Source organism: Aeromonas salmonicida (assembly GCF_028355655.1).
Taxonomy (GTDB): domain Bacteria; phylum Pseudomonadota; class Gammaproteobacteria; order Enterobacterales; family Aeromonadaceae; genus Aeromonas; species Aeromonas salmonicida.
This window is the reverse complement of record NZ_CP110645.1, coordinates 547,391-570,576: the sequence shown is the minus strand read 5'-3', so window position 1 is coordinate 570,576 and position 23,186 is coordinate 547,391. Positions and strand designations below refer to the sequence as shown.

The 23,186-nt window shown below is 57.3% G+C and carries 29 protein-coding genes; 17 read left to right on the top strand and 12 right to left on the bottom strand.

Annotated features, from left to right (window positions below; genetic code table 11):
- Positions 1-110: 110 nt before the first annotated feature.
- Complete coding sequence (locus ONZ54_RS02845; RefSeq protein ID WP_271787419.1) at positions 111-1,409, top strand: LapD/MoxY N-terminal periplasmic domain-containing protein; 1,299 nt, start codon at positions 111-113, stop codon at positions 1,407-1,409.
- Positions 1,406-2,347: a TAXI family TRAP transporter solute-binding subunit gene (locus tag ONZ54_RS02840; protein WP_271787418.1), complete on the top strand. Its 942-nt coding sequence runs from the start codon at positions 1,406-1,408 to the stop codon at positions 2,345-2,347. Before ONZ54_RS02845 ends, ONZ54_RS02840 begins: the two co-directional genes overlap by 4 nt.
- Here the strand turns inward: ONZ54_RS02840 and ONZ54_RS02835 are convergent.
- Positions 2,342-3,016 (bottom strand): transglutaminase-like cysteine peptidase, encoded by a 675-nt coding sequence (locus ONZ54_RS02835; RefSeq protein ID WP_017411535.1) that lies wholly within the window; start codon positions 3,014-3,016, stop codon positions 2,342-2,344. The two genes, ONZ54_RS02840 and ONZ54_RS02835, sit on opposite strands and share 6 nt — an antisense overlap.
- A 75-nt stretch (positions 3,017-3,091) precedes the next feature.
- Positions 3,092-4,027, bottom strand: coding sequence for a zinc ABC transporter substrate-binding protein ZnuA (znuA, locus tag ONZ54_RS02830; RefSeq protein WP_058394510.1), 936 nt, complete (start codon positions 4,025-4,027; stop codon positions 3,092-3,094).
- A 98-nt stretch (positions 4,028-4,125) separates the two neighbouring features.
- Between znuA and znuC the strand changes: the two genes are divergently transcribed.
- Positions 4,126-4,890: a zinc ABC transporter ATP-binding protein ZnuC gene (znuC, locus tag ONZ54_RS02825; RefSeq protein ID WP_087756571.1), complete on the top strand. Its 765-nt coding sequence runs from the start codon at positions 4,126-4,128 to the stop codon at positions 4,888-4,890.
- A 20-nt stretch (positions 4,891-4,910) separates the two neighbouring features.
- Entirely contained in the window at positions 4,911-5,690 is a 780-nt protein-coding gene (znuB, locus tag ONZ54_RS02820; RefSeq protein ID WP_005313824.1) for a zinc ABC transporter permease subunit ZnuB, read from the top strand.
- A 108-nt stretch (positions 5,691-5,798) separates the two neighbouring features.
- Here znuB and ONZ54_RS02815 read toward each other — a convergent pair whose 3' ends face one another.
- Positions 5,799-6,707 (bottom strand): LysR substrate-binding domain-containing protein, encoded by a 909-nt coding sequence (locus tag ONZ54_RS02815; RefSeq protein WP_005313826.1) that lies wholly within the window; start codon positions 6,705-6,707, stop codon positions 5,799-5,801.
- A gap of 91 nt (positions 6,708-6,798) precedes the next feature.
- Here ONZ54_RS02815 and ONZ54_RS02810 point away from each other — a divergent pair, with 91 nt between their 5' ends.
- Positions 6,799-7,656: a DMT family transporter gene (locus tag ONZ54_RS02810; RefSeq protein WP_271787417.1), complete on the top strand. Its 858-nt coding sequence runs from the start codon at positions 6,799-6,801 to the stop codon at positions 7,654-7,656.
- A gap of 1 nt (position 7,657) precedes the next feature.
- Here the strand turns inward: ONZ54_RS02810 and ONZ54_RS02805 are convergent, their stop codons facing one another.
- Positions 7,658-8,239: a uracil-DNA glycosylase family protein gene (locus ONZ54_RS02805; protein WP_021139702.1), complete on the bottom strand. Its 582-nt coding sequence runs from the start codon at positions 8,237-8,239 to the stop codon at positions 7,658-7,660.
- A gap of 102 nt (positions 8,240-8,341) precedes the next feature.
- Between ONZ54_RS02805 and rarD the strand changes: the two genes are divergently transcribed.
- Positions 8,342-9,244, top strand: a complete 903-nt coding sequence (rarD, locus tag ONZ54_RS02800) for an EamA family transporter RarD (protein ID WP_271787416.1) — start codon at positions 8,342-8,344, stop codon at positions 9,242-9,244.
- On the opposite strand, the gene ONZ54_RS02795 is transcribed toward rarD, so the two are convergent.
- Complete coding sequence (locus ONZ54_RS02795) at positions 9,226-9,957, bottom strand: substrate-binding periplasmic protein (protein ID WP_271787415.1); 732 nt, start codon at positions 9,955-9,957, stop codon at positions 9,226-9,228. The two genes, rarD and ONZ54_RS02795, sit on opposite strands and share 19 nt — an antisense overlap.
- Positions 9,958-10,001: 44 nt before the next feature.
- Here ONZ54_RS02795 and ONZ54_RS02790 point away from each other — a divergent pair, with 44 nt between their 5' ends.
- The gene (locus tag ONZ54_RS02790) at positions 10,002-10,400 is read left to right on the top strand and encodes a GIY-YIG nuclease family protein (RefSeq protein ID WP_271787414.1); all 399 of its coding nucleotides are present in this window, start codon (positions 10,002-10,004) and stop codon (positions 10,398-10,400) included.
- 9 nt (positions 10,401-10,409) lie between these two features.
- Here ONZ54_RS02790 and pspG read toward each other — a convergent pair whose 3' ends face one another.
- The 4 genes from pspG to ONZ54_RS02770 form a co-directional block, all read right to left on the bottom strand.
- Positions 10,410-10,628, bottom strand: coding sequence for an envelope stress response protein PspG (gene pspG, locus ONZ54_RS02785; RefSeq protein WP_059168842.1), 219 nt, complete (start codon positions 10,626-10,628; stop codon positions 10,410-10,412).
- Between the two features lie 46 nt (positions 10,629-10,674).
- A complete protein-coding gene (locus tag ONZ54_RS02780) occupies positions 10,675-10,881 on the bottom strand; it encodes a PspC domain-containing protein (protein ID WP_021139706.1) in 207 nt (68 codons plus the stop codon).
- 2 nt (positions 10,882-10,883) lie between these two features.
- The gene (gene pspA / locus ONZ54_RS02775) at positions 10,884-11,546 is read right to left on the bottom strand and encodes a phage shock protein PspA (protein WP_271787413.1); all 663 of its coding nucleotides are present in this window, start codon (positions 11,544-11,546) and stop codon (positions 10,884-10,886) included.
- A gap of 210 nt (positions 11,547-11,756) precedes the next feature.
- The gene (locus ONZ54_RS02770; protein WP_271787412.1) at positions 11,757-12,485 is read right to left on the bottom strand and encodes a 1-acylglycerol-3-phosphate O-acyltransferase; all 729 of its coding nucleotides are present in this window, start codon (positions 12,483-12,485) and stop codon (positions 11,757-11,759) included.
- A gap of 176 nt (positions 12,486-12,661) precedes the next feature.
- Here ONZ54_RS02770 and ONZ54_RS02765 point away from each other — a divergent pair, with 176 nt between their 5' ends.
- The 5 genes from ONZ54_RS02765 (at position 12,662) to ONZ54_RS02745 (ending at position 17,048) form a co-directional block, all read left to right on the top strand.
- Positions 12,662-13,039 (top strand): hypothetical protein, encoded by a 378-nt coding sequence (locus tag ONZ54_RS02765; protein ID WP_059168844.1) that lies wholly within the window; start codon positions 12,662-12,664, stop codon positions 13,037-13,039.
- Between the two features lie 50 nt (positions 13,040-13,089).
- Positions 13,090-15,132: a protein-disulfide reductase DsbD family protein gene (locus ONZ54_RS02760; RefSeq protein WP_271787411.1), complete on the top strand. Its 2,043-nt coding sequence runs from the start codon at positions 13,090-13,092 to the stop codon at positions 15,130-15,132.
- Positions 15,129-15,860: a DsbA family protein gene (locus tag ONZ54_RS02755; protein WP_271787410.1), complete on the top strand. Its 732-nt coding sequence runs from the start codon at positions 15,129-15,131 to the stop codon at positions 15,858-15,860. Before ONZ54_RS02760 ends, ONZ54_RS02755 begins: the two co-directional genes overlap by 4 nt.
- A 2-nt stretch (positions 15,861-15,862) precedes the next feature.
- Positions 15,863-16,387, top strand: coding sequence for a protein disulfide oxidoreductase (locus ONZ54_RS02750; RefSeq protein ID WP_087756581.1), 525 nt, complete (start codon positions 15,863-15,865; stop codon positions 16,385-16,387).
- A gap of 184 nt (positions 16,388-16,571) precedes the next feature.
- Entirely contained in the window at positions 16,572-17,048 is a 477-nt protein-coding gene (locus tag ONZ54_RS02745) for a DoxX family protein (RefSeq protein WP_042868234.1), read from the top strand.
- 3 nt (positions 17,049-17,051) lie between these two features.
- Here the strand turns inward: ONZ54_RS02745 and ONZ54_RS02740 are convergent, their stop codons facing one another.
- Positions 17,052-17,216, bottom strand: a complete 165-nt coding sequence (locus ONZ54_RS02740) for a hypothetical protein (RefSeq protein ID WP_271787409.1) — start codon at positions 17,214-17,216, stop codon at positions 17,052-17,054.
- Between the two features lie 133 nt (positions 17,217-17,349).
- Between ONZ54_RS02740 and atcJ the strand changes: the two genes are divergently transcribed.
- Genes atcJ through atcC form a run of 4 tightly spaced genes read left to right on the top strand, consistent with a single transcriptional unit; the run spans position 17,350 to position 19,863 of the window.
- Positions 17,350-17,634 (top strand): cold adaptation protein ActJcold adaptation protein ActJ, encoded by a 285-nt coding sequence (gene atcJ / locus ONZ54_RS02735; protein WP_005313867.1) that lies wholly within the window; start codon positions 17,350-17,352, stop codon positions 17,632-17,634.
- Positions 17,635-17,640: 6 nt separating this feature from the next.
- On the top strand, positions 17,641-18,171 hold the full coding sequence (gene atcA / locus ONZ54_RS02730; RefSeq protein WP_021139714.1) for a cold adaptation protein AtcA: 531 nt from the start codon (positions 17,641-17,643) through the stop codon (positions 18,169-18,171).
- Between the two features lie 13 nt (positions 18,172-18,184).
- Positions 18,185-18,946 (top strand): cold adaptation protein AtcB, encoded by a 762-nt coding sequence (atcB, locus tag ONZ54_RS02725; protein ID WP_005313872.1) that lies wholly within the window; start codon positions 18,185-18,187, stop codon positions 18,944-18,946.
- 11 nt (positions 18,947-18,957) lie between these two features.
- Positions 18,958-19,863, top strand: a complete 906-nt coding sequence (gene atcC / locus ONZ54_RS02720) for a cold adaptation protein AtcC (protein WP_271787408.1) — start codon at positions 18,958-18,960, stop codon at positions 19,861-19,863.
- A 150-nt stretch (positions 19,864-20,013) separates the two neighbouring features.
- Here atcC and ONZ54_RS02715 read toward each other — a convergent pair whose 3' ends face one another.
- Positions 20,014-21,258 (bottom strand): MFS transporter, encoded by a 1,245-nt coding sequence (locus ONZ54_RS02715; RefSeq protein WP_416995601.1) that lies wholly within the window; start codon positions 21,256-21,258, stop codon positions 20,014-20,016.
- 87 nt (positions 21,259-21,345) lie between these two features.
- On the opposite strand from ONZ54_RS02715, the gene ONZ54_RS02710 reads away from it, so the two are divergent.
- Positions 21,346-22,254 (top strand): LysR family transcriptional regulator, encoded by a 909-nt coding sequence (locus ONZ54_RS02710; protein WP_271787406.1) that lies wholly within the window; start codon positions 21,346-21,348, stop codon positions 22,252-22,254.
- A 110-nt stretch (positions 22,255-22,364) separates the two neighbouring features.
- Here the strand turns inward: ONZ54_RS02710 and ONZ54_RS02705 are convergent, their stop codons facing one another.
- Entirely contained in the window at positions 22,365-23,177 is an 813-nt protein-coding gene (locus ONZ54_RS02705) for a hypothetical protein (protein ID WP_271787405.1), read from the bottom strand.
- Positions 23,178-23,186: the final 9 nt, after the last annotated feature.

Here is a 23,186-nt window from a genome sequence, read left to right as displayed (position 1 = left end):
GCAGAAATGATCGTCTTTTTTAACTATTTTTTCCTATTTTTAAGAACCGGGTCCGATCGTGTTTGACCCAAGGTTTCATGATGTTGCGATAACTTTTCCATGGAGTGGATATGTCGTTAGCAAAACTGTTAAACCGAATCATCCTGATCCTGTTCGTTATCGGTGCCTCCCTGCTGTTCATGCTGGAAGTCACCACGGTACGTCAATCCATCCTCGACCAGATGTCAGCCAATCTTGAAACGGCCATCACGGCACTCGGGCTGGTACTGCAAGGTACCCTGCTCAACGATGACAAGGTGCTGGCAGAAACCATCGTCAATGCCATGTTTGACGGCGGTTTTGTCAGCTCGGTCACCCTGCTGGATCCTGACGGTCAGCCGCTGTTTCAGAAGGTCTTCCACACAGCGCAGCAGAACGTACCAAGCTGGCTCCCTTCTGTTATCGACATGCCGCCAGTCAAAATTGAGCAGGAACTGACCGATGGCTGGCGCATGCTGGGCACCCTCACCCTGGAGGGACATACCGGCTACGCCTACCAGCATCTGTGGAATGCCATCAGCCGTACCGGACTGGCCCTGCTCGCCGGCTTGCTGGTATTCACTCTGGTGATCTCCTGGGTGTGCAGCCGTCTGCTGCGCCCCCTCGAGCAGATCAACCAGCAACTGGTCAGGATCCGCAAACGCCAGTTCAGCGGCAGCCTGGAATCCCCCTGGCTGCAGGACCTCAAGGAGCTGGTCATCTCGGTCAATCAGCTGGTCTCCGAGCGCAAGCGTGACCTGCTGCAACAAAGGCTCAAGATCACCCAGCTTGGCAAACTGCAGGCTGTGACTGCTGAACTTCCGCTGCAAGGGCTGATGGACGAAGAAGAGGGAATGCAGCAACAATATTTCTTCTCCACCCAGGGCAAGATCCGCCTCTACAGCCGCCTTGTCCCGACCATTTCCCCCTCTCTGGACAGCTCGCCGGACGAAATCCAGCACCTGCTTGAACTCTGGCTCCGCAACCCGGCGGAAGGGCTGCAACTGCCCCTCAGCCTGCTCAATCATGCCGACTGGACACAATTTGCGCCGCTACTGGCCAAAGCAAGGGGAAAGACCCTCGACTGGCGCTGGGATCTGGCAAGCTTCCCGCCTCTCGGGGAGGAACGGCTCGCTACCTTGCAGGAGCAGGGCGTCGAGATGGCATTTAGCGCCATTCCCATGACCAACGACACCTTCAACCAGCTCGACCCCATCAATCCCGTCTTCATCAGCTGCCAGCCGACCCAGGATCCCCTCTATTGGAATCTGGTCGCTCAATGCCTGCACAGTTCGGGCTACACCCTGCTGGCTGAAGCCAGTGAGATCCAGGATATAAATACCCTGCGCGCCTGGGGTATCGATGGCTATGCCAGCAAGGAGGCATCATGAACAGAATCTGGTCGTTGCTCGCCCTGTTGTGGCCGCTGCCGCTGCTGGCCAACCCCGTTACCCTCGCCACCGGCGGTGAGCAGGGGATCTATCATCAGGTCGCCAGGGAGTTCTGCCGACTGGCCAACAAGAGTGATCCCGAGCTGCAATGCAAACCGCAAGCCACCTCAGGTTCCATCGAGAACCTTCGCCAATTGCAGGCTGGCCAGACAAGCTACGCTCTGGTGCAATCGGACTGGCTCTATCAGGCCAGCAAGGGGCTGGGCCCCTATGTCAGCCAGCCGCAACCCGAGCTGAGAGCCCTGTTTGCCACTCATGCAGAACCCTTCACCATAGTGGTGCGGGCCGATGGCGATATCACCAGCCTGGAGCAACTCAAGCTGGCTCCCATCGACATGGGGCTAAAGAGCTCGGGTACCCGCCAGACGGCGCTGGCGCTGTTCGACCTGCTGGGTGCAAAGGAGCAGGATCTCGATCTGAAGAGTGCAGGCAATCTGGTCGATGCACTCTGCAGCAAACAGATAGATGCCTATGGCCTGGTGATGGGCCACCCGAACCGGATCGTGCTCGATACCGCCAAGCGCTGCGCCATCCGCTTTCTGCCGATTGAGGGAACGCTGCGGGAGCAACTGATCAAGGGGGTCAAGTACTACCAGCGCAGTCAGGTGCCGGCTCGCATCTATCCCGGCAACCTGAAAGCGACCCCCACCTTTGCCATCGCGGCGACCCTGGTGACCAATGCCGCTACGCCAGAGGCCGATGTCTATCGCCTGACCAGGGCCATGCTGACCCAGCAGACCAACTTCAACGAACAAACCTATGGCTATGCCAACCTGTTTCACAAGGCGCGCAACAAGACAGGCCCGGTGCTGAGCATCGAACAGCACCCGGGTGCAGCCAAATATTTCGAGGAGCTGAAAACAGCGGGAAAACTATAACTGACGACGGGGAGAGCGCAGTTGCTCGCTGGAAAAACGGGTCTTCATCGATGTCCACTGCGCCAACCGGTCAGCACTGCCCGCCAGAGTTCCCTCACGGCGGGATTTCATGATCCAGATGCTCTTGGCATCGAAGCTGTAAACAGGGATGAGATCGGTCCGCTGGCTACCGGGCAGGATCCGGCTGTTGATATTGTCGAGCACCATAGGGTCAGACTTGGGAGTCGGGAAATAAAGCGTCACCATGTGAAACTGGTTGTATTTCACCGCCTTGACATAAGCCAGCCGCAGCTTTTTCTCATCCACCCCCAGCTCCATCAGGGTGTAGTACTTGGAGATGCTGTAATCCTCGCAATCCCCACCTCGGGCACCGATGAACTCCAGCGGATTGGCCCAATAATCCTCATCTCCCCACAGTCTGGGATCCTCGCTGTAGGTCAGGTTGTTGAAGTAGTTGTTCACCAGCTCTATTTTCTGCTGATCCGTGGTGCCAGCCCTCGGTGACAGCAAACGGGAGAACGCCTCGGCCCGCTGGATCGCCCTGCCACCATAGACCTCCTGCAATTTTGCCCGCAGTTCAGGGCTGGCGATATATTCGGAGAGGCGAGAGGCCTGCACGCTGGCGCAGAGCAGCGCCAGCGTGCAGGTGGGAATGAGCAGCCATTTCATACGAGACACTCCATGTCAGATGATGAAGGTCAGTATAGTTGGCCACGGTTGCCCTATCGATCAACCCGCCCTAGCTCAGCGGCACTGGGCGAAGGCATCGGCCAGTTGCTGCATGAACTGCGGATAGCCATCCGGCCCGAGCGGCACCTGCTCACCCACTTCGTCCAACAGCAGCACCTTGGCACCGGTATTGCGGGCGACCGACTCGATCACTGCCGGCGAAAACTGCGGCTCGGCATAGATGCAACTCGCCTGTTTCTCCTGCAGCGCCTTGCGGATATCGACCAGCGTCTTGGCGCCAGGGCGACGCTCCGGGCTCACGGTAAAGTGCCCCTTGGAGCTCATGCCGTAGTGACGTTCCCAGTAACCATAAGCCTCGTGAAACACAAAATAGCCCTTCTGACTCACCGCCTTCATCTGCCCGGCAATCAGCTTGTCCTTGGCATCCACCTTGCCCTTGAAGGTCAGCAGGTTGGCACGATAGCGCTCGGCATTGGCCGGATCCTGGGCGCTCAAGGTTTCGCTCAATGCGCTGGCGATGACCAGCGCCTGGGTCGGCCCCAGCCAGATATGCGGGTCGACCCCTTCATGATGATGCCCTTCGTGTCCGTCATGGTCTGCGTGATCATGGGCAGCATGGTCGTGCTCATCGGCATCATGATGGTGGCTGTCATGGCTCGCCTGAGTTGCGTAATTGAACAGCGGCATCCCTTCAATCTGGGTAAGGGTCAGCACGTGAGGATGCTTGGCCAGCGGCTTGGCCATGAAACCTTCCAGCTCTGGACCCACCCACACCACCAGATCGGCGCCGTTGATGCTGCGAATATCGGAGGGGCGCAGGGCAAAATCGTGGGGAGAGGCGCCGGTCGGCAACAGTACCTTGGGCTCGCTCACGCCATCGGTGATCGCGGCCGCGATAAAGCCGAGGGGCTTGATGGTGGTCAGCACCTCGAGGGCACGGACAGGCAGACTCACCGCCAGCAGGGCAGTGATCAGTGTAAGAATTCGCATAGAGATCTCGTCAGGAAGTGAGTGTGTGTGTGATAATATAACAAACCAATACTGCTGTTATATTATAACTCTCACAGGCTGTAAACCCCGGAGCTGTCATGACCCAACTGGTGGAGCTGAAAGAGGTCTGTCTTTCGTTCGACGGACGATCCGTGCTCGACAAGGTCTCCTTTACCCTGAATAAAGGCAAAATCACTACCCTGGTCGGCCCCAACGGGGCGGGCAAGAGCACATTGAGCAAGCTGGTGCTGGGCCTGCTCACCCCAGATTCCGGCGAGATCAATCGCAGTCGGGACCTGAGGGTCGGCTATGTCCCCCAGCGCCTCTATCTGGACCCTACCCTGCCGCTGACAGTGCGTCGCTTTCTACAGCTCGGCAAGAATGGCCGCCTCTCCATCAATGAGGCGCTGGATCGGGTCGGCGCGGGGGACCTGTTGGACAACCGGATGCAGAAACTCTCCGGCGGCGAAATGCAGCGGGTGCTGCTGGCTCGCGCCCTGCTGGTCAAGCCCGAGCTGCTGGTACTGGACGAGCCGGTTCAGGGCGTGGATATCACGGGCCAGATCGAGCTCTACGCCCTCATCAGCCAGCTGGCGGCCGAGCTCAACTGCGCCGTGCTGATGGTCTCCCACGACCTGCATCTGGTGATGGCCAGCACCCATGAGGTGATCTGCCTCAATCGCCACGTCTGCTGTCACGGTGAACCGGAAAGCGTGGCCCGCCATCCCGAATTTGCCCGCCTGTTCGGGCGCCCTGAACAGGAGGTGCTGGCGGTCTACACCCACCATCATCACTGCGACGGCGAACATCATCATCACGAACCGCAGGCGCCCGTCATCCGCCTGCCGTCTCGCAATCAATAAGCGCAGCTAAGGACATTCAAGTGGACAGCTTTCTGTTATATGCCCTCGCGGCAGGTCTCGGCATCGCCCTGCTGGCCGGGCCTCTGGGCAGCTTTGTGGTGTGGCGCAAGATGGCCTATTTCGGCGACACCCTCTCCCACGCCTGCCTGTTTGGCATAGCGCTGGGGATACTGCTGCAGGTGGATCTCACCCTGGCCGTGGTGGTCTGCTGCCTCGCCATGGCCATGCTGCTGGTGATCATGAGCCGCAACCAGCAGGTGGCGACCGATACCCTGCTCGGCATCCTGGCCCACAGTGCCCTGTCGCTGGGCCTGGTCACCTTGAGTTTTATGGATAACGTGCGGGTGGATCTGATGGCCTACCTGTTCGGCGACCTGCTCTCGGTACAGCCGGTGGATCTGCTCTGGATCTACGGTGGTGGCGCCCTGGTGCTGCTGACCCTGTGGCGACTGTGGGATCCCCTGCTCTCCATGACCATCTCGGAAGAGCTGGCGCGGGTGGAAGGGGTCAGGGTCGATGTGCTGCGCTGCGTGCTGATGCTGCTGATTGGGCTGGTGATCGCCGTGGCGATGAAGTTTGTCGGGGCGTTGATCATCACCTCCTTGCTGATCATTCCCGCCGCCACCGCTCGCCGTTTCAGCCAGACGCCGGAGCAGATGGCCGGTTTTGCGGCGTTGATCGGCTGTTTGGCTGTGCTGGGCGGGCTCAGCCTCTCCTGGTATCAGGACACGCCTGCGGGCCCTTCCGTCGTGGTCTGTGCCACCAGCATGTTTATTCTGAGCCAGTTCAAGAAAGCCTGAGTATCGGGTGGCCTGATCCTTGCCATCAGGCCACTGCAAATCCCTCGGTGGCGTCTGTGCCGCCAGCCTGTTTATTCTGAGCCAGTTCAAACAAACCCAACCTGAGCATCAGGGCTGGGCTTTTGTTTGCAAGGCCATGCTCTGACGCGTCTCCATCATCAGCCATTGGCGCAACCGGCTGATGGCGGGCTCATGGGCCCGGGATCGTTTGCAGGTGAAATAGAAGGCATCCCCCGTCTCCAGCTGGTGTACCGGCAAGGCCACCAGCTGGGGATCATCCGGCCGCAACATGTAGTCGTTCACAAAGGCCACCCCCTGATCCCAGGCCGCCGCCTCCATCGCCAGCAACACATGACTGAAGTGGTGCATGCGCGCCTCATCGGGAATGACCAGCTCACCCGCCTTGGCCCAGCGCTGCCAATCCTCTCCCCGCGCCTTGTAGATGGACTGTACCGACAGGAGCGGAAGTTGCCAGATGGCCTGCGGCCATTCCCCTTCAACTTGCTGCAACAACCGTCGGCTGCAAACCGGAAAGAGCCGCTCCCGATAGATGAGATCGTGGCAATAGCCACGACCATGGGGCGAGACTGTGATAAAGCAGTCTGCCACCCGATCGGAAAGTTCGGGATCTTCCGCCACCATCTCCAGGCTCAGATCCAGCTCGGGATAGAGCTGACGCAAGCCCGCCAGGCGCGGGATCAACCACTTCACCGCGAACGAACTGTAGACGGCAAGCCGGACTCGCATCTCGCCACCGCCGCGCAGTTGTTCGCTGCTCTGGGCGATCTGGCCGAGCCCGGCCGCTATGCCCTCAAAATACACCTCCCCCTGGGCTGTCAATGACAACAGCCGCCCCTGGCGCAGCAGCAGCCGCTCCCCCAGAAAATCCTCCAGCAATCGGATCTGATGGCTGACCGCACTCTGGCTGACGTTCAGCTCAAGGGCCGCGCGAGAAAAGCTGAGCAGGCGGGCGACCGCCTCGAAATATTGAACGGCACGCAGGGGAGGCAGTTTCATTATCCAAAAATCTCATGGATGGTGATTTTTTATCATTTTACTGGATAACTGACCCCGCGCTACCCTGCCCTCATCTGATGTGGGAGGTGGTATGAATGCAGTCGGGATCGGTATCCTCTATCTGGTGCTGGGCAATATGGTGGCGGTCTTTTCCGATGCGCTGGTCAAGGTGCTGGAGCCGAGCCAGCCCGTGTTCCAGTTTGTCTTCTTTCGCCAGCTCTCCGCCGCCCTCTTGCTGACGCCCTGGCTGCTTTGGTCTTGGCGTCGCAATCCACCGGTCGCCATCAAGTGGCATCTGCTGCGAGCCCACATCTGGGCGGTTGGCGTCTGCCTGATGGTGATCGCCCTCACCCGCTTGCCGCTGGCCACCGCCAACGCCCTCTTCTATGCGGCGCCCCTGATGATGGTACCGCTGGCAGTGTGGATGGCGGGGGAAGCCATCTCGCGCCAGAAGATGCTGACCGCGCTCATAGGTTTTATCGGAGTACTGATCGTGCTGCGGCCGACCGAGGTGAACTGGGCCGCGCTGGCGGCACTCGGGGTGGCGCTCTCCATGGCGCTCAACAACTTGCTGATCAAGCGGATCCCGCTCAAGCAGCCCATCGCCCAGACACTGTTCTTCACCAACGTGCTGAGCATGCCTTTCATACTGGCGCTGGCGCTATGGGAAGGGGGCGACTGGCAGTGGCAGATGTGGTGGCCCGCCTTCGGCTCATCGGCGCTGATCATGGTCTATGCCGGCTTGTGCGTGGTGGCCTATCGTAAGGCGGAGGCGAGCAAGATCGCCTCGGCGGAATATACAGGCCTCTTGATGGCGGTTGCCATCGGGGTCTGGCTGTTTGACGAGCAGCCGGGTCTGCCGCTGCTGCTGGGGTGCTTGTGCATCATAATCCCGCTGCTTGCCATGGCCCGCAGCAAGCCAAAACCCCTGGCAGAACCGGCGGCCTGAATCAAAGCAGCAAGGGGGCGACCCTTTGCTGCAAATGGGGGAGCACGTCCTGCTCGAACCAGGGGTTCTTCCTGAGCCAGAAGGTATTGCGGGGAGACGGATGCGGCAACGGCAGCCAAGCGGGACCATAGTCGGCCCATTGTCTTACCGTCTCGGTCAGCGAACCTTTGCCGGCCTTGCCCAGATAGTACTGTTGGGAATACTGGCCGATGAGCAGGGTCAGCTCGATATTGGGCAGCAGCATCAATACCTTGTCGTGCCAGGTGGGCGCACATTCAGGACGAGGGGGCAGATCCCCCGACTTGCCCTTGCCGGGGTAGCAGAGCCCCATCGGCATGATGGCGATGCGGGACTCGTCGTAGAAGGTCGTTTTATCCACGCCGAGCCAGTGACGCAGCCGATCGCCAGAGGGGTCATCCCAGGGGATGCCGCTGGCATGCACTCGGGTGCCGGGAGCCTGACCGATGATCAGCAGACGAGCACTCTCTTTCCCGCGGATCACAGGGCGCGGGCCCAGCGGCAAATGAGCCTCGCACAACCGGCAGGCCCGGATCTGTTCAAACAGCGTATCGAGTCGGTTCATGGGCCCGATGGTAACAGAGTTTTCCCCCTGATCCTGCTTGTGAAAGATTCAACAGATACTTATCATGCGGCCACTAATGTTTAATTTAATAAACGAAAAACGATGAAAAACTGGATGGGCACCGGCAGCGTGGCCCTCTCATTCGCGCTGTGGGGCATGCTGCCCCTCTATTACCAGTTCATGCCCGAGGTCAACATGTGGGAGCTGCTCTCCCACCGTGTGCTCTGGTCTGTCGTTCTGCTGGCTGCGCTCTTTGCTCTCCTCGGCTATCAGGTGCCCTGGGCACGGCTTCGCAGTGAACCCCGCCAGCTGGGCCTCATACTGCTGGCAGGCCCCGTCATGTCCATCAGCTGGTGCATGTTCACCTGGTGTCTGACCACGGGTCAGGTGCTGGCCACCAGCCTCGCCTTCTTCATGACGCCGCTGTTCAATATCGTGTTCGCCGTCATCTTCCTCAAAGAGAAGCTCACAGTACAAAAGCACCTGGCAGTCGCCCTGGCACTGGCCGGACTCGCCTACATGCTGTTCTCCTACGGTCAGCTGCCCTGGTTCTCCCTCATCATGGGGGCCAACTTCGCCTTCTATGGTCTGCTCAAAAAGAAAGTGCACTACGACGCCGGTGTCAGCCTCTACCTCGAAGCCCTGGTCCAGCTTCCCGTCGCCCTGCTGATCATTGGCGCTCTGACGCTCAACGGCATGAGCCAGTTCATGGCCGGTGACTGGGCCGACCGACTGCTGCTGATGGGCAGCGCTCCCGCCACCCTGCTGCCGGTGGGGCTGTTCTGTTACGGCATGATGCGCACCCGTATGAGCACGGTTGGCCTGCTGCAATACATAGAACCCAGCCTCGCCTTCCTGCTCGCCATCCTCTGGTTTGGCGAGACGGCGGATCCGGTCAAATCAGTGGGGTTTGCCTTTGTCTGGGCGGGCCTGCTGGTGAGCCTGCTGCCGCTGCACCGCCTCAGGCGCGGCGGCAGCAATGATGCTCAGGGTCTGCTGCGATAGGATTCCAGAATGGCAAGCCACTTGGGGTCCCTACCCATCTGCTCGGCAATGTCGTTCAGCCTGGTATGCAACTCGTGGCGAGATTTGGGCAGCAAGAGGTGGCGGGTATAGCTGGATTGGGCAAAAGGCGAGACGAACAGCTTGCCCTCATAGGCATCATGGGTGAAAAAAGCGAGTGCCGAGCCCGGCACCAGCGTCACATCGATGCGGCCGCGTATCAGCAGGTTGAAATTGGTTCTGACCTTCTTGGCATCGTGGCGCACCAGATCGCCCCGGGCCACAGCATCATCGATGCCCTGATAGCGGTAGCCCTCTATGCCACCGAAGATCAGCCCCTTGAGTGAATCCGGGCCACGATAGGTGACAGGTTTGGCCTGGCTGGAGATAAGCTCATTGGTGTCGCGCATCATGGGAAAGGTCCACAGATAGTGCTCGCGCTGAGGATCCCCGACCCAGGCAGGATTGACCCAGCTCACCAGGCCGTCAAAGCCAGGATCCGACATCTCCAGCGCCAATCTGGCGCGATTCACCAGCCAGAGCTCAAGTCTGGGTTCTCCGCCAAGCTTTTCGTTGAGATACTTGACCAGATCCCGGCTCAGCCCGGTCGTCTCCCCCGTCATAAAAGGGGGATGCTGATGATAATCGTAGAGACGCAGCGTCTCTCCATGAGCCGACATCGACAACAGACACCACAACCAACACCAGACTCGCATCGCACCTCCTTGGGCTGATCTTGAGTTTGGCACAGGCAGATCGAATGAGAAAATCCACCATGGACGCCGAACCGACTAGCTCACCCCCAACCGGCCAGTGGTCCCTCTATCTGGTTCGCACCGCGGCCGGTCTGCTCTATACGGGGATCAGCACTGACCCGATCAGACGACTTCGCCAGCACCAGAACGGCAAAGGCTCACGCGCCCTGCGCGGCAAGGGGCCATTGGTACTGGTGTGGCAGCAGACAGTTGGTGACAAGGGGGCCGCACTGCGGCTCGAATATCGCCTCAAGCAGCAGAGCAAAGCCTTCAAGGAGCGCCTGGTGCAAGAGCCGGATGGCTGGGCCGACTGGAGTCAGCCCTGGCTAACGGTCGTCACGCCGCCCCTGGAAGCACCACAAAAAAAGGCCACTGCAAGCAGTGGCCAAGGAAGGATCCGATAACAGGGAGGGTTAACGGTAGGTATTGGATTGCTTGCGCCTGTTGCTGAGGAACCAGCACACCACCAGCAGCACCAGCAACCAGGGCGCCAGCTTGATGATGAGAGCAAACATGCCGGCCAGGGCGCCGAACAGCACGAAGACACCGCTCACCACCAACATGGCCAGCACGGTGAACCCCGTCAGCGCCATCGCGACCAACACCAGCATCAAGACGATAAATTCCAGCATGTTCTGCTCCTCACAGGCTTCTCTTGCCGGCTGAATGACCCCGGGGTCAGTCCAGCCAACGCTTCAATTCACGACGAGGCGGCATGATCAGCACCGCCAACAGATAGGCGGCCAGGGTCAGCGGCGGCATCAGGATCAGGGCGATCAGCGCCACTATCCGTACCGTCACCCTGGAGAGCCCCAGCCGGCTGGCAATGCCGGCGCAGACCCCGGTCAACTTGCGATGGGCAAGGTCTTTCGGCCAGGGCGTCATGATTATGCCTCCACCTTCTGACCCTTCAGACGGGCCAGCTCGCGTTCAATCTCGTCATTGAGTTCCAGCTCGCGGAACTGGGCCTCCAGCGAGGGATTCTGCCCCAGGGTCGCCGCCTCCAGCTGGGCTTCCAGCTGATCGACCCGCCCCTGAAAACCGTCAAACCGGGCCATCAGCTCATGCATGCGCTGATTGTCGACCTGAGCACGGGCGCGGATGCGACTGTGGGCTGTCTGCTCCCGCAGGGTCAGCATCTTTTGCTTCTCGCGGGCCTCGCTCAGCTTGGCCGCCAGTCGCTCGCTGTCGGCGGTGAGCTGGGCCAGCACCTCGGCCACACGGGCCTTGTCCTGCTCCAGCTGCTCGCACTTTTTGACCTCGGCCAGCTTCTCTGTGAGAGCGGCCCGGGCCAGATCCTCACGCCCCTTCTGGATGGCAAGCTCGGCCTTGGCCGACCACTCCAGGATCTGGTGTTGCAACGCCTGCTGGTGACGCTCCAGCTGTTTCTGCTCGGCGATGACGCGGGCGGCCTGGGTTCTCATCTCGACCTGCACCTGCTCCATCTCTTCGATCATCAACCGCAGCATCTTCTCCGGCTCTTCACTCTTGTCGAGCAGGCTGTGCAAGTTGGCATTCATCACGTCGGTCAGGCGGCTGAATACGCTCATGGTCTGGCTCCTTGTTCATTGGGATGGCTATCTCTTCCCATAGCATTACAAGAGCCGTGCCAAAATAATTTATTGTTGTTTTACAGGTAGATATGGATTTCATACTGAGATTAAAGGCGAGAGCATTGGTTAAAATAACCAATAAAGTGGTGATTTTAACCAACAAAAAAGGGAGCCGGCGGCTCCCTCTATGTCGTCTTCTGTTCAGATTCAGACGGCCTGATGACGACCCAGCTTGCTGTCCAGTTCGACCAGCTTGCTTTCCATCGCAGCACGACAGGTATCGGACAGATCACGAATGCCGGCGGCGCCGTGCTCCTTGCTGCACAGCGGAGCCATCACCTCGACCAGCACTTCACCATTGTCCCAGCGGTTCAGGTCAACCTGACCGAAGTAGCTGGAGCAGACGATGGGCACCACGGACACCTCGGCCTGCACGGCGGTGTGAAAGGCGCCTGCCTTGAACGGCAGCAGGCCACGGCCCTTGGAACGAGTGCCTTCAGGGAACATCCAGATGGAGGTACCGTGATTCTTGATGCGATCCACCACCTGACCTATGGTGCCGATGGCACGAGAGCGGTTGGAGCGATCGATCAGCACGTTGCCGGAAAGCCAGAAGATAAGACCGAAGAAAGGCAGCCACAGCAGACTCTTCTTGCCCACCGCCACCACGCCCGGCATGACGGCACCGGTCACGGTGAAGATGTCGAAGTTGCTCTGGTGGTTGCAGACGTAAACCGCCGGGCCGAGCGACTTGATCTCGTCCGGTATGGTTACCTTGACCTTGAGCCCGAGCAGCGGGCAAACCGCATGGTACATGCGGGCGAAGACAAAGACGTTGTTGGGATGACGCGGACGCACCAGACAGAGCAACAGACCGAACACGAACCAGAAGACGAGCAGCAGGGTTAGCAGCAGCACACGGGCAAGTTTGAGCATCGAACACCTCGGATTTTAACTCGGCGCAGTATACTGATCCCCCTTTTAGCGAACAAGCGTTCGCCAAACAGAACTGACCACCCCGCAGCGCACACATGGTCGTATCGAATCCTGCTGACTTGCCCCTGACATTATTGATCGATAGGATATGCACCATTCAACAGGGTAGGGCGAGCATGATTTTGCGACAACGCGTGGCGACAAGACTCCTGCTGCTGGTCTGCATTCTGGTGCTCAACTGTGCGGCCCAGCCGCTGGCTCGGCTGGCTCAGCTCGATCAGGCCCTGAGTTGCCAGATGCTGCCTGTCCCATCTTCCGGCGCCGAAGCCGACGATGCCCAAACCGCGACACCCCAGCCGAGCAGTTGCCAGCTCAACGGCAAGTGGCTCAGTGCCGCCACCTTGCTCTGCGTCGAACAGATCTTCTTTGCCATCGCCTTCGTGATTGCCCTGCTGGCGCCGCTGTCGCGCCGCTCCCCCGCCTTGCCCCCCCCCAGAAACATATCTCCGCCTGAACGGCGACTTCATCTTACTCTCTGTGTCTGGCGAGAATGAGTTAGCCGCGGTTTACACCACCCTAACTTTCATTTTCAAGAGACAAAAAAATGTCAAACATCATCAAGACCGCCCTGTTGATGGGCGGCCTGCTGTGGCAATCCATGGGATTGGCCAGCGATACCGGCTGGCTTGCCAGCCCCCAGAACGATCACGCCAAAGTGCGGCTGCAAGCGGATACCCGAGATCCCGCCCAAACTCGCGTGCTGCTCAGCCTGGAGCTCGAGTCCGGCTGGAAGACCTATTGGCAGAACCCGGGGGAAGGTGGCATTGCCCCTGAAATCTTCTGGGATGCCCCTCAAGCCACCCAGCAGTGGCACTGGCCCGTGCCGGAGCGATTTGACGTCAGTGGTATCTCGACCCAGGGCTATCAGAAGACCGTCAGCCTCCCCATCACGCTTGCCCACAGCAGCAGCGATGCGCTGACTGGCACCCTGCGCCTTTCGACTTGCAGCAATGTCTGCATTCTGACCGACTACCCTTTTACCCTTGCGCTGGATGGCACCACGCCGGAAGGATTTGACTTTGCCTACGCCCAGGCGATGAGCAAGCTGCCACAAACCCTGCCGGATACCGTCATCCTCAAAGCGGGTTATCAGCAAAACCAGCTGCAGCTGACCGCCGACAACCCGCAAGGCTGGCAGGATCCCCAGGTTTTCCTCCAGCGTCTGGAAGGGGCCGAATTTGGCAAACCCGAGCTGGAGGTGCAAGGCAACACCCTGATCGCCCGTATTCCGGTCAGCGATGGCTGGCAAGGCGATGCGCCCGACATCCGTAACCAGCAACTCGGGTTTGTGCTGAGCAGTGGTGAACAGGCCTGGCAGAGTGACGCCAGCATAGGTGACCCGCTGACCCTGCCCCAGAGCGCTCACTCCCTTGTCTGGTTGCTGGGCGCCGCCCTGCTGGGTGGCCTTATCCTCAATCTGATGCCCTGCGTGCTGCCGGTGCTGGCGCTCAAGCTGGGATCTGTGTTGCAGCTGGAAACCCGCGAGCGCCGTCCGGTTCGTTTGCAATTCCTGGCGGCCAGTGCCGGCATCCTGGTCTCCTTCTGGGCGCTGGCACTGATGAGCACACTGCTGCGCGCCACCCAGGGAGCGGTCGGCTGGGGTATCCAGTTCCAGAGCGTCTGGTTTATCGGCTTTATGGTGGTGGTCACCCTGCTGTTTTGTGCCAACCTGCTGGGGCTGTTCGAGTTAAGGCTGCCAAGCAACCTCAATACCCGTCTCGCCACCACGGGTGGCAACAGCCTGGGCGGTCACTTTCTGCAGGGGTGCTTCGCTACCCTGCTGGCCACTCCCTGCTCGGCGCCCTTCCTCGGCACCGCAGTCGCCTTTGCGCTCGGAGCACCGCTGGGTCAACTCTGGCTCATCTTCACCGCACTGGGGATTGGCATGAGCCTGCCCTGGCTGCTGATCGCCGCCTTCCCCCGTCTCGCACTCTGGCTGCCGAAGCCGGGCCGCTGGATGGGGCGCCTGCGCATCCTGCTCGGTCTGATGATGCTGGGATCCAGCCTCTGGCTGCTCAGCCTGCTCGGCAACCATATCGGTCAATTCTGGATGCTGATCCTGATGGCGCTGATGCTGGCTGCCCTGCTGCTGGCAGTGGTGTGGCGCCATGGCATTCGGGGTGTGACCCTGGGACTGGCCCTCACCTGTCTACTGGGTGGAGCCCTGCTGCTGGGCGGTGCCTTTACGATGGAAGGAAAACCCCAGCGAGATACCGTCAACTGGCAGCCGCTCTCTGAGCAAGCCATTGCTGATGCTCTGGCGCAGAACAAGCGGATTTTTGTCGATGTCACTGCCGACTGGTGCATTACCTGTAAAGCCAACAAATTCAACGTGCTGCTGCGAGATGATGTGCAAAAAGCGCTGAGCGCCCCCGATATGGTAGCCCTGCGCGGGGACTGGAGCCGTCCCTCCGCCAGCATCGCTGATTTCTTGCGCCAGCGCGGCAGCGTGGCCATTCCCTTCAACCAGATTTATGGGCCGGGCCTGCAGGGTGGCGAGATCCTCTCCCCCCTGCTGGACCGACCGACTCTGCTTGGCACCCTGAAGCAAGCAGCCATAGCCCCTTCTCAAGGAGACACCAAATGAAATCGACCCTGCTCACCCTGACCCTGCTGGGCACCCTGCTGACCCCGGCCCTGCACGCAGCCCCCTTCACCCCGGAGCAGGAGTCCCGCATCAAGGAGCTGATCCGCGAGACCCTGGTGGCCAACCCCAAAATCCTCGATGAGGTGGCCGATGCCTGGGAGAAACAGAATGCGGCGGATCAGGCCAGCCAGCTTGGCAACTTCATCAAGGGCAACCAGGAGGTGCTGTTCAACAGCGCTACCAGCCCGCGCCTGGGCGCCAAAAACCCCAAGCTGACCCTGGTGTCGTTCACCGACTACAACTGCCCCTTCTGCAAACAGTTCGATCCCCATCTGGCCAGGCTGCTGAAGGCCTACCCAAATGATGTCGGGCTGGTGATCAAGCTGTTGCCGTTTAAGGGGCAGACCTCTGCCAAGGCGGCCCAATACAGCCTGACCCTGTGGCAACAGGATCCCGCCCGCTTTCTTGCCCTGCACGACAAGCTGATGAGCAAGCAGGGCATGCTGACTGAGGCTGATATCAACAAGGCGCTGGCGGCCACCGGCAACACTGCGCTCAAACCCGGAGCCAGGGCCACCGAGGAGCTACGCAACAGCCTTCGCATCGGCACGCTGCTGGGAGTGCAAGGGACACCGGCCACATTGATCGGCAACCAGCTGGTGTCGGGCGCCATCCCCTATGAAGAGCTTGAGCAAATCGTGAAAGCCGAACTGGCCAGGAAGGGGTGACCATGGAAGCCAAACCATCCCTCCCCCATCGCCTACGACGCTGGGGCAAAGAGGCACTCTGGCTGCTGCTGTTTGGCGTGGTCATTTCGACGGCGCTGGACTTCTGGCGCAGCCCGGCGCTGCCAGAAGGCAGCCCTCTGCCCACCCTCACCCTGCAAGATGGCACCACCGCCGACCTGCAGGCCATGAGCCGGGACAAGCCGCTGCTGGTCTACTACTGGGCCAGCTGGTGCGCCGTCTGCCGCTTCACCACACCGACCGTGGAGCAGCTCTGGCAGGACGGTGAAAACGTGCTGACGGTGGCACTGCGCTCAGGCAACGCGCAGCAGTTGAGCAAGGGGATGGGCAAAAAGGGGCTGACCTTCCCGACCCATAACGATGAGCGAGGGGATCTCGCCGCCCGCTGGCAGGTGAGCGTGACCCCCAGCTTCCTCATCGTCAAGGACGGCAAGGTGGTGAGTACCACCACAGGCTGGAGCTCGGGTCTGGGGCTAAAACTGCGCCTGGCCTGGGCCAGCCTCGGCTAAACCGGCCTCAATGGTGCCGACATGGGTGCTCTTGTCCCTGATGAAGAAGAGCGCCACTCGGCCCACATATGATCGAGATAGAGGTAGCTTTTGCCCAAGCGGGCGGGACAACCCCTGTTGACCGCCCGCATCCGGCCTCTATCGACCATCAACTTCACATCCTCATACAAATACAGGAGTGGATATGACTTCCATCATCGCGCGTTTTCTGTCGACCCGGAGTGGACGCTATTTCTTGCCGCTCACACTGATCCGGATAGCGTTCGGTCTTTTCTTCTTTGCGTCCGGTTTGAATAAATTGATTCAGCCAGATAACCAGCAGGCCATGCTGCACACCATGATAGAGGCAGGGCTCCCGTATCCTGCCTTCATGGCAACCTTTGTGGCAGGCAATGAAACCCTGTTTGGCTTGCTGCTGGTTTTTGGTCTGCTAACCAGGTTGTCCTCGCTGGTATTGCTGGTGATCAACATTGTTGCCCTGGTGACCATAGGTCTTCATCAGATACCCGCCGACGTGACCGGGCTCGAATGGTATAGCTGGCTGCTCTATCTGCCCGAGTCTGTCTATATCCTGCTATGCATCTTGCTGGTGGTACAGGGTTGTGGCCCCTGGGGACTCGACCGCCATCTTGTTCGTCTGCTGCCAGAGGCGGGGCGCTGAACTCTAATTGGCAAGCCGCAGTTGTTTGTTTACTGCACCACTCAGCTCAGATGACTCAACGCCCGGCCTGCCGGGCGTTTTTTCAACCGCCATCACACATGCCCCACCCTCTTCTTGCCAAAATGGCAGCGATCGGAGCTTTTCTCGCATGAGCAACTTGCTTGCCATATCACCTCCTATTCATGGCGGAGCTGGCCTGTTTCCGTTAAAATGACGGGTTTTTGCCGTGCCTGGTTTCTCAAGCTCCACCATCAGGCGCCCGCATTGTGAATTCCAAGATGCCAGTGATGCAGGATCTGCCATGAACAACTACTTTCGGGTACTGGGCGTCAAGTCCAATGCCAGCGAAAACGACATCAAAAAAGCCTATCGACGGCTGTCGAACCAGTACCACCCAGACAAGCTGTTAGGGGCGAGCGAAGAAGAGCGAGAGCTGGCAGCCATCAAGCTGCACCAGGTAAAGCAGGCCTATGAAGTGCTGTCAGACCCGAAACAACGGGCCGCTTTCATCAAGGATTTCAACAACGTCATCGTGACCGATCCCGCTTCTGCCATGCAGGAGATGTGGGACCAATTTTACCCCTGAGGCGCTATGCAGAAAAAATGGGACCAGGCGCGGATCAAAGCGCTGATGAGTGATGCCAGTGAGAACATCGAATCCTACCGGGATCAGGACGACCCCAAGGCGCTGGAGCAATTCACCGGCAAGATGAAGACACTGCTGCTGGCTGACATGAGCATGCTGGAATTCATGCCCGAATACCTGCCGCTGGCCCTCTATGGCCGGGTGCAGTTCCCGGCCAAGGCCAAGCCCGAGTGGAACAAGTGGCTCGGCAGCGGCGTACAACCCTCATGGGACGAATTCAAGGTGTCGGTGGCGTTCAACAATGCCGACCTGCCACTGGTGAAAGCGGTACGGGCCCAGAGCGAAGATCAGCTGATCGAAGCCTGCGCCGTGCTGTTCCAGCTGGACAACCCGCTGCCGCGCGGTGGCCGCCGTGCCGATGACGACTATGAGCTGCGTGACGACGACGATGACGACGGGGAAAACGCTGACGCCGACTACAACGGTGATGGTGACGACGACGGCGATCAAGACATGTACGACGAAGTACGTTTCTAACTTGGGGCAAAGCATGCACAGTCTGATAGAAATTACCGCCATCGAGATCAAAGAGCTGGCCGTGATCGAGCCGAAACAGGCCAGCGAAAAGTTCGAGCTGATCGCCAAGACAATGTCTGACGATCAGTTGGCAGAAGTCATTGAACAGATTGATATCGTCACCCTGACCCAGATCAACGGCCAGCACGACATGTCGTTCCCGTCGATCATCTCCGAGCTGATGACCCCGGAGCGGATCCGCGACATCGTCTGCCAGCAGCCCCTTTACTGGGAAGAGGCAATCAAGAACAACGCCGAAGAGCTGCAGCAGCACACCTTCGACTTCCTCAACTACCTGATCCGCACCCAGGACAGCGACGCCAAGCAGGCGGAGATCCTGGAGTGCATCGCCGAGGATCCGGCCGGTCTCTTCTACCTCGCCATCCCTTTCATCGAGTTCTATCGCGGTGAGCGCTTCGAGGATGAAGAGGGCTTCCACGACACGCTGCACGCCGAAGAGGAAGACTTGGAAGAGGCGCTCTCCTACAGCGACCGCCAGCAGAGTGAAAATGCCCACGACTACCCGCTGGATGACCCGCGCAGCCTCTTGATGCTGATCCGCGAGCTGACCCCGGACGTGGAAAAAGCCATCAAGGCACTGCTGCGCAATGAGCACTCATCCTGGGAAGGGATCATCAGCAAGTTCGCCAGCGAGCTGGTGATGCAGGCCAAAGATAAGAACGATGCCTCCGACGAGTACGCCGAAGTCGACGACATGTTCAGCTTCCTGGATTGAGGAACCCCGTCATGCAACTAGTCATACGCGATGTCAATCAGGGCCCCTTTCTCACTCAGGTGCTGCGCTTTGGCCGCGAGAGCGAACACTTGAGCGCTCAGCAGCTGGGCCAGATCAAGGGCAAGGCGGTGCTGATGAGCCTGAAGTTCGCCGACAAGTACTACAACAAGTACAAGATGCATCTGCTGGAACAGGCCGCCCACGACGTCATCGGCGTGGTCAGCCTGGGCCTGCTGGAGCTGTCGCAACGGGATACCGCCAAGGCACTGGCCCTGCTGCAGGCGCCGGAGGGGCCCATCAAGCCGTTCCAGAAGGGCTGGTCCATGCTGATCTCGGTCAGCGCCAAGCAGCCAGGTGGCAACAGCCTCTATGGCGACGTGGATGCGCGGCTTTTGGACAAAATCTCCAGCCCGCCCGACGTGGAGGAGTGGCAAGGTTGGCAGGAGTACGAGAAGGCGCTGGTGGAGCATAACAAGGCCCGCCTGATGAGCCTGATCGATCAGCACTTCTTCGCCTGCGAGAACGACCACCCCACCATGGAGGACAAGCTGGCCGAAGCCCTGCTCTACCGCATCCTCTGCGGCAATGGCAGCGGGGCCGCCAAACTGAAGGTAAAGCAGGATCTCAAGCGTCGTCTGGCACGGGAAATCGTGCTGCAAGAAGCTTGGTACGACACCGACTATCTGGCCGCCCAGCTGGAGCTGCTGCTGGCGGAGCTGCCGGGCGAACTGATCGCCGGTCTGCGTCAGGAACTCAGCAAGGGGTTTGTCCCCAACCTGCTGCACACCCTGGGCTTTGTGCGCCAGTACCAGTTGCTGCAACAAGAGAACGCCGAGCCGGAGAAGCTCGACAATTTCGAGATGCGCGCCGGTCTCAAGCACCCCCTGCTCGGCTGGCCGCTCTACCACGACTTCTAGGCCAGCTTTGGCTCGAGGCCACTGCCAACGCCACCGCTGGTGGCAGCAAGCAGGATCTACCCCGTCATGACCCAACAACGCCCGGCTTGCCGGGCGTTGTTGTATACGGCGATGAGTACCCCCTACACATGTCGTCAATCAAACATTCGGTTATTTGGTCACCGAGCATAAACGTTTGAGTAACTGATATAGAAAAACTGGTTGAATAAGCGTCAGCACTATGGCCAACCAAGCCACGATAGCCATGTTGCCAAGGTGACCATCGAAATTGGTTAAAATCATCGAAGACACTACGGCGGCCGAACCGCTGAATATATGTTGGAAGACATTCTGCAATGACATGAACCCCGCTCTTTCCCAAGGCTCTGCCACTTGACTATTAACAGCAGCGACGGTGATCGTTCGTGTCGACGTAACCACCATGAATAACGTGAAAACAACTATGGTCGGCAACCAAGGCTCATGCAAAAAGCCATCCCAAACAACGGCTATCGTCAATATCCCCATCAAGATCGTCACTCTCATTGCGCCAAAACGGTCAATGAAAAATCCACCAAGCTGCATTGAAAGCAGGCTAAAAATACCGCCCATGACATAGTAATGACTCATATCACCACGAGGGACATCAAGGTTAAATTGAAAATAAGCAGCAATGTTGGGAACAATAAGGAAGGTGCTGAAAATTGCCAACCCAATTGCCATAAACGCATTCAACACCACAGGTCGCTTCAACATTTCAATGGATGAAAAAGCCTTCTGGCTCCGTCCCAAGTGGGCCGTCATCCCGGGCAGCCTTGTATATACCGCCACGCAGACACACAACCCCAAACCACCGACAACATAGAAAGGTGCACTCCATCCTTTTAACATGGCCAACTCCAATCCCAACGGCACACCGGCAATCGCTGACAACGAGAAAGCCCCCATCACTATGGCCATCGCTCGACCACGTTGCTGTAGTGGCGTGGCATCCACAACGATCGCCAGAGCGATGGATGTTGCCGGACCGGCAAACACACCGGCCAGTAAGCGGGTAAAGAACAAACTTTCCATATTCCATGCTAACGCGCATGCCCAGGTGGATAGCGTGATGCCCAACAATGAGATCAGTGCAACATGTTTTCTATCAAATCTGTCGAGATATCTGGCACACAATAACGATGATAGTGCGGCTGCCAGTGCATACCCGCCCCCTAAATATCCTATATAGGCTAGACTTATATTTAGTGCACGAGATAAATCGGGCCCTAGAGGCATAATCATCATGAAATCAAGAGCACTGATTAATTGAATCAATGCCGCCAACCAGACAACGTTAAAATCCATAACCAAACTATTATTTTGAGTTTTCTCACCCACATTATTTTTATCTAGCATCATAGTGTTTACTCTCAATCTTTAGAGATAAAAAGTATACCCACTATCACATTTTAATTTTATCCGTTAAAATGGCACAGATTGTTATCATATTAGGGATAATCAATGCGTACAGGCATGGAATTTAATGCGCTGAGAATTTTCATTGCAGTGGTTGAAAACAGCAGTTTTGTCGGGGCATCTAAAACCCTTCAAATACCCACGTCAAATGTGAGCCGTAGCATCTCTCAATTGGAAGAAGCCTTGAACCTTCAACTGATTGAACGCACTACCCGCCATATGAAGCTCACACAGGCAGGGCAACTGCTCTATACCAGAGTGAAACCATTACTGGAATCACTGGAGCAAACCGAGGCTGAATTGACATCACAACAGATCCAGCTGAAAGGGCCATTACGCATCTGTATCCCCAATGAAGCCGGCCCCAGGCTGCTCGGTACAGCCATTGCTGACTTTGCCTGTCAACATCCTGAAATCAAGATCAGCTGTATTACCAATCTTTCCGGACTTGAGTCATTAAGAGAGGATCTGGACATGGCAATCATCATTCACAGAGGAAAGATGGATGATTGCGATTATATAGCCAACAATCTGACAACCATTCCCTGCACTGTTGTTGGCTCCCCTTCATTGATCCAGAAGTGGGGACTTCCCAACCACACGTCACAACTAAAAGATCTACCCTGCATCACTACGGTTAGCGCTCTGAAAGGGATGCCTTGGCAATTTACTCGCACAAACAGTGAATTTTCCACCATCCAAGTGAATGAACACTACCGGGTCAATAGTGGTGAGCTAGCGTTAAAAGCAGCAATAGCAGGGGTAGGGTTTGCCATTCTTGCCAAGGTATCTTGCCAAGAGTTTATTGATGATGGCAGCTTGGTTGAAATTGAACTTGAGTTACCCGCCGCCCCATTGCAGTTGTTTGCTGTTTATGCAAACCGCCAATATCTTCCTGCTAAAACGCGTGTATTTATTGAGTTCGTACGACAAAACATCATGAGTTGTCAGTAGGTAAAGCCTCAACAGGTCAGGCTGACTTTTCAATATATAAAAATGGTTAGTCTACCAGATTTTATCGTTCGCGAACGTCTGATTACGCTTCGATAATCAGACCTACTACCCTACTTATATCCAAAAATACGTAACATATATTCTGAAATAGCCTCCCTTAACTTAATGTAAAGTAAGTGCATGTCACTAGGCTCTTTATTAGAAATTCCTTGATGTATAAGAACATTTCGCTCCTCCAATAAATCATCATCAAACTTTAAATTTACACTATCAAACATCCTTATTATTAGTTCTCTGGCACAAATATCTTTCTTAAGATTTATTTTGTATTTAAACTTCCCTTTAATAAAGGGATAACCATCATTGACTGCGTACGAATACTTCAATGCTTCCAGCAAGATATATGATAGTGATAATTTTATTTCCAAAGGGAGTTGCTTTGCCTCTGGCTGTGTAAAATAATCAATAACCACTGGAATGTTTCTTGTTTCATATACATGGTCGAATCCATACCAACAACACTCTAAATAATTAACCAAGCTTTGGCTATCGGCTGGGTTTATTGGTGATGGAGATGCGGAGTAAACCCCAGATACTGACCATTGTTTTCCACACGATGGGATTTCATTTGTGATGTCACGATATGAATAGAAACTAACTTGTGCATTCAACGCAAATGAAAGCATCCATGCCAACTTCATCATGCTTAGCTCTAAATGCTGTATGTCTACTACATTTCTAACTATAGCTACTGATGACTCAACAAAAGAATATTTACAGTCATTCGAAAATGGCTTGTTATACCCTTCCCTTTGGAACCATTCAATCTCATAGCCAAATGATTTAAATATTATCGGAATAGTTATAATGTCTGAATTTGAGTATTTAAAAATTACATTAGAGAAGTAGCATTTAACATCCATATCATTCCT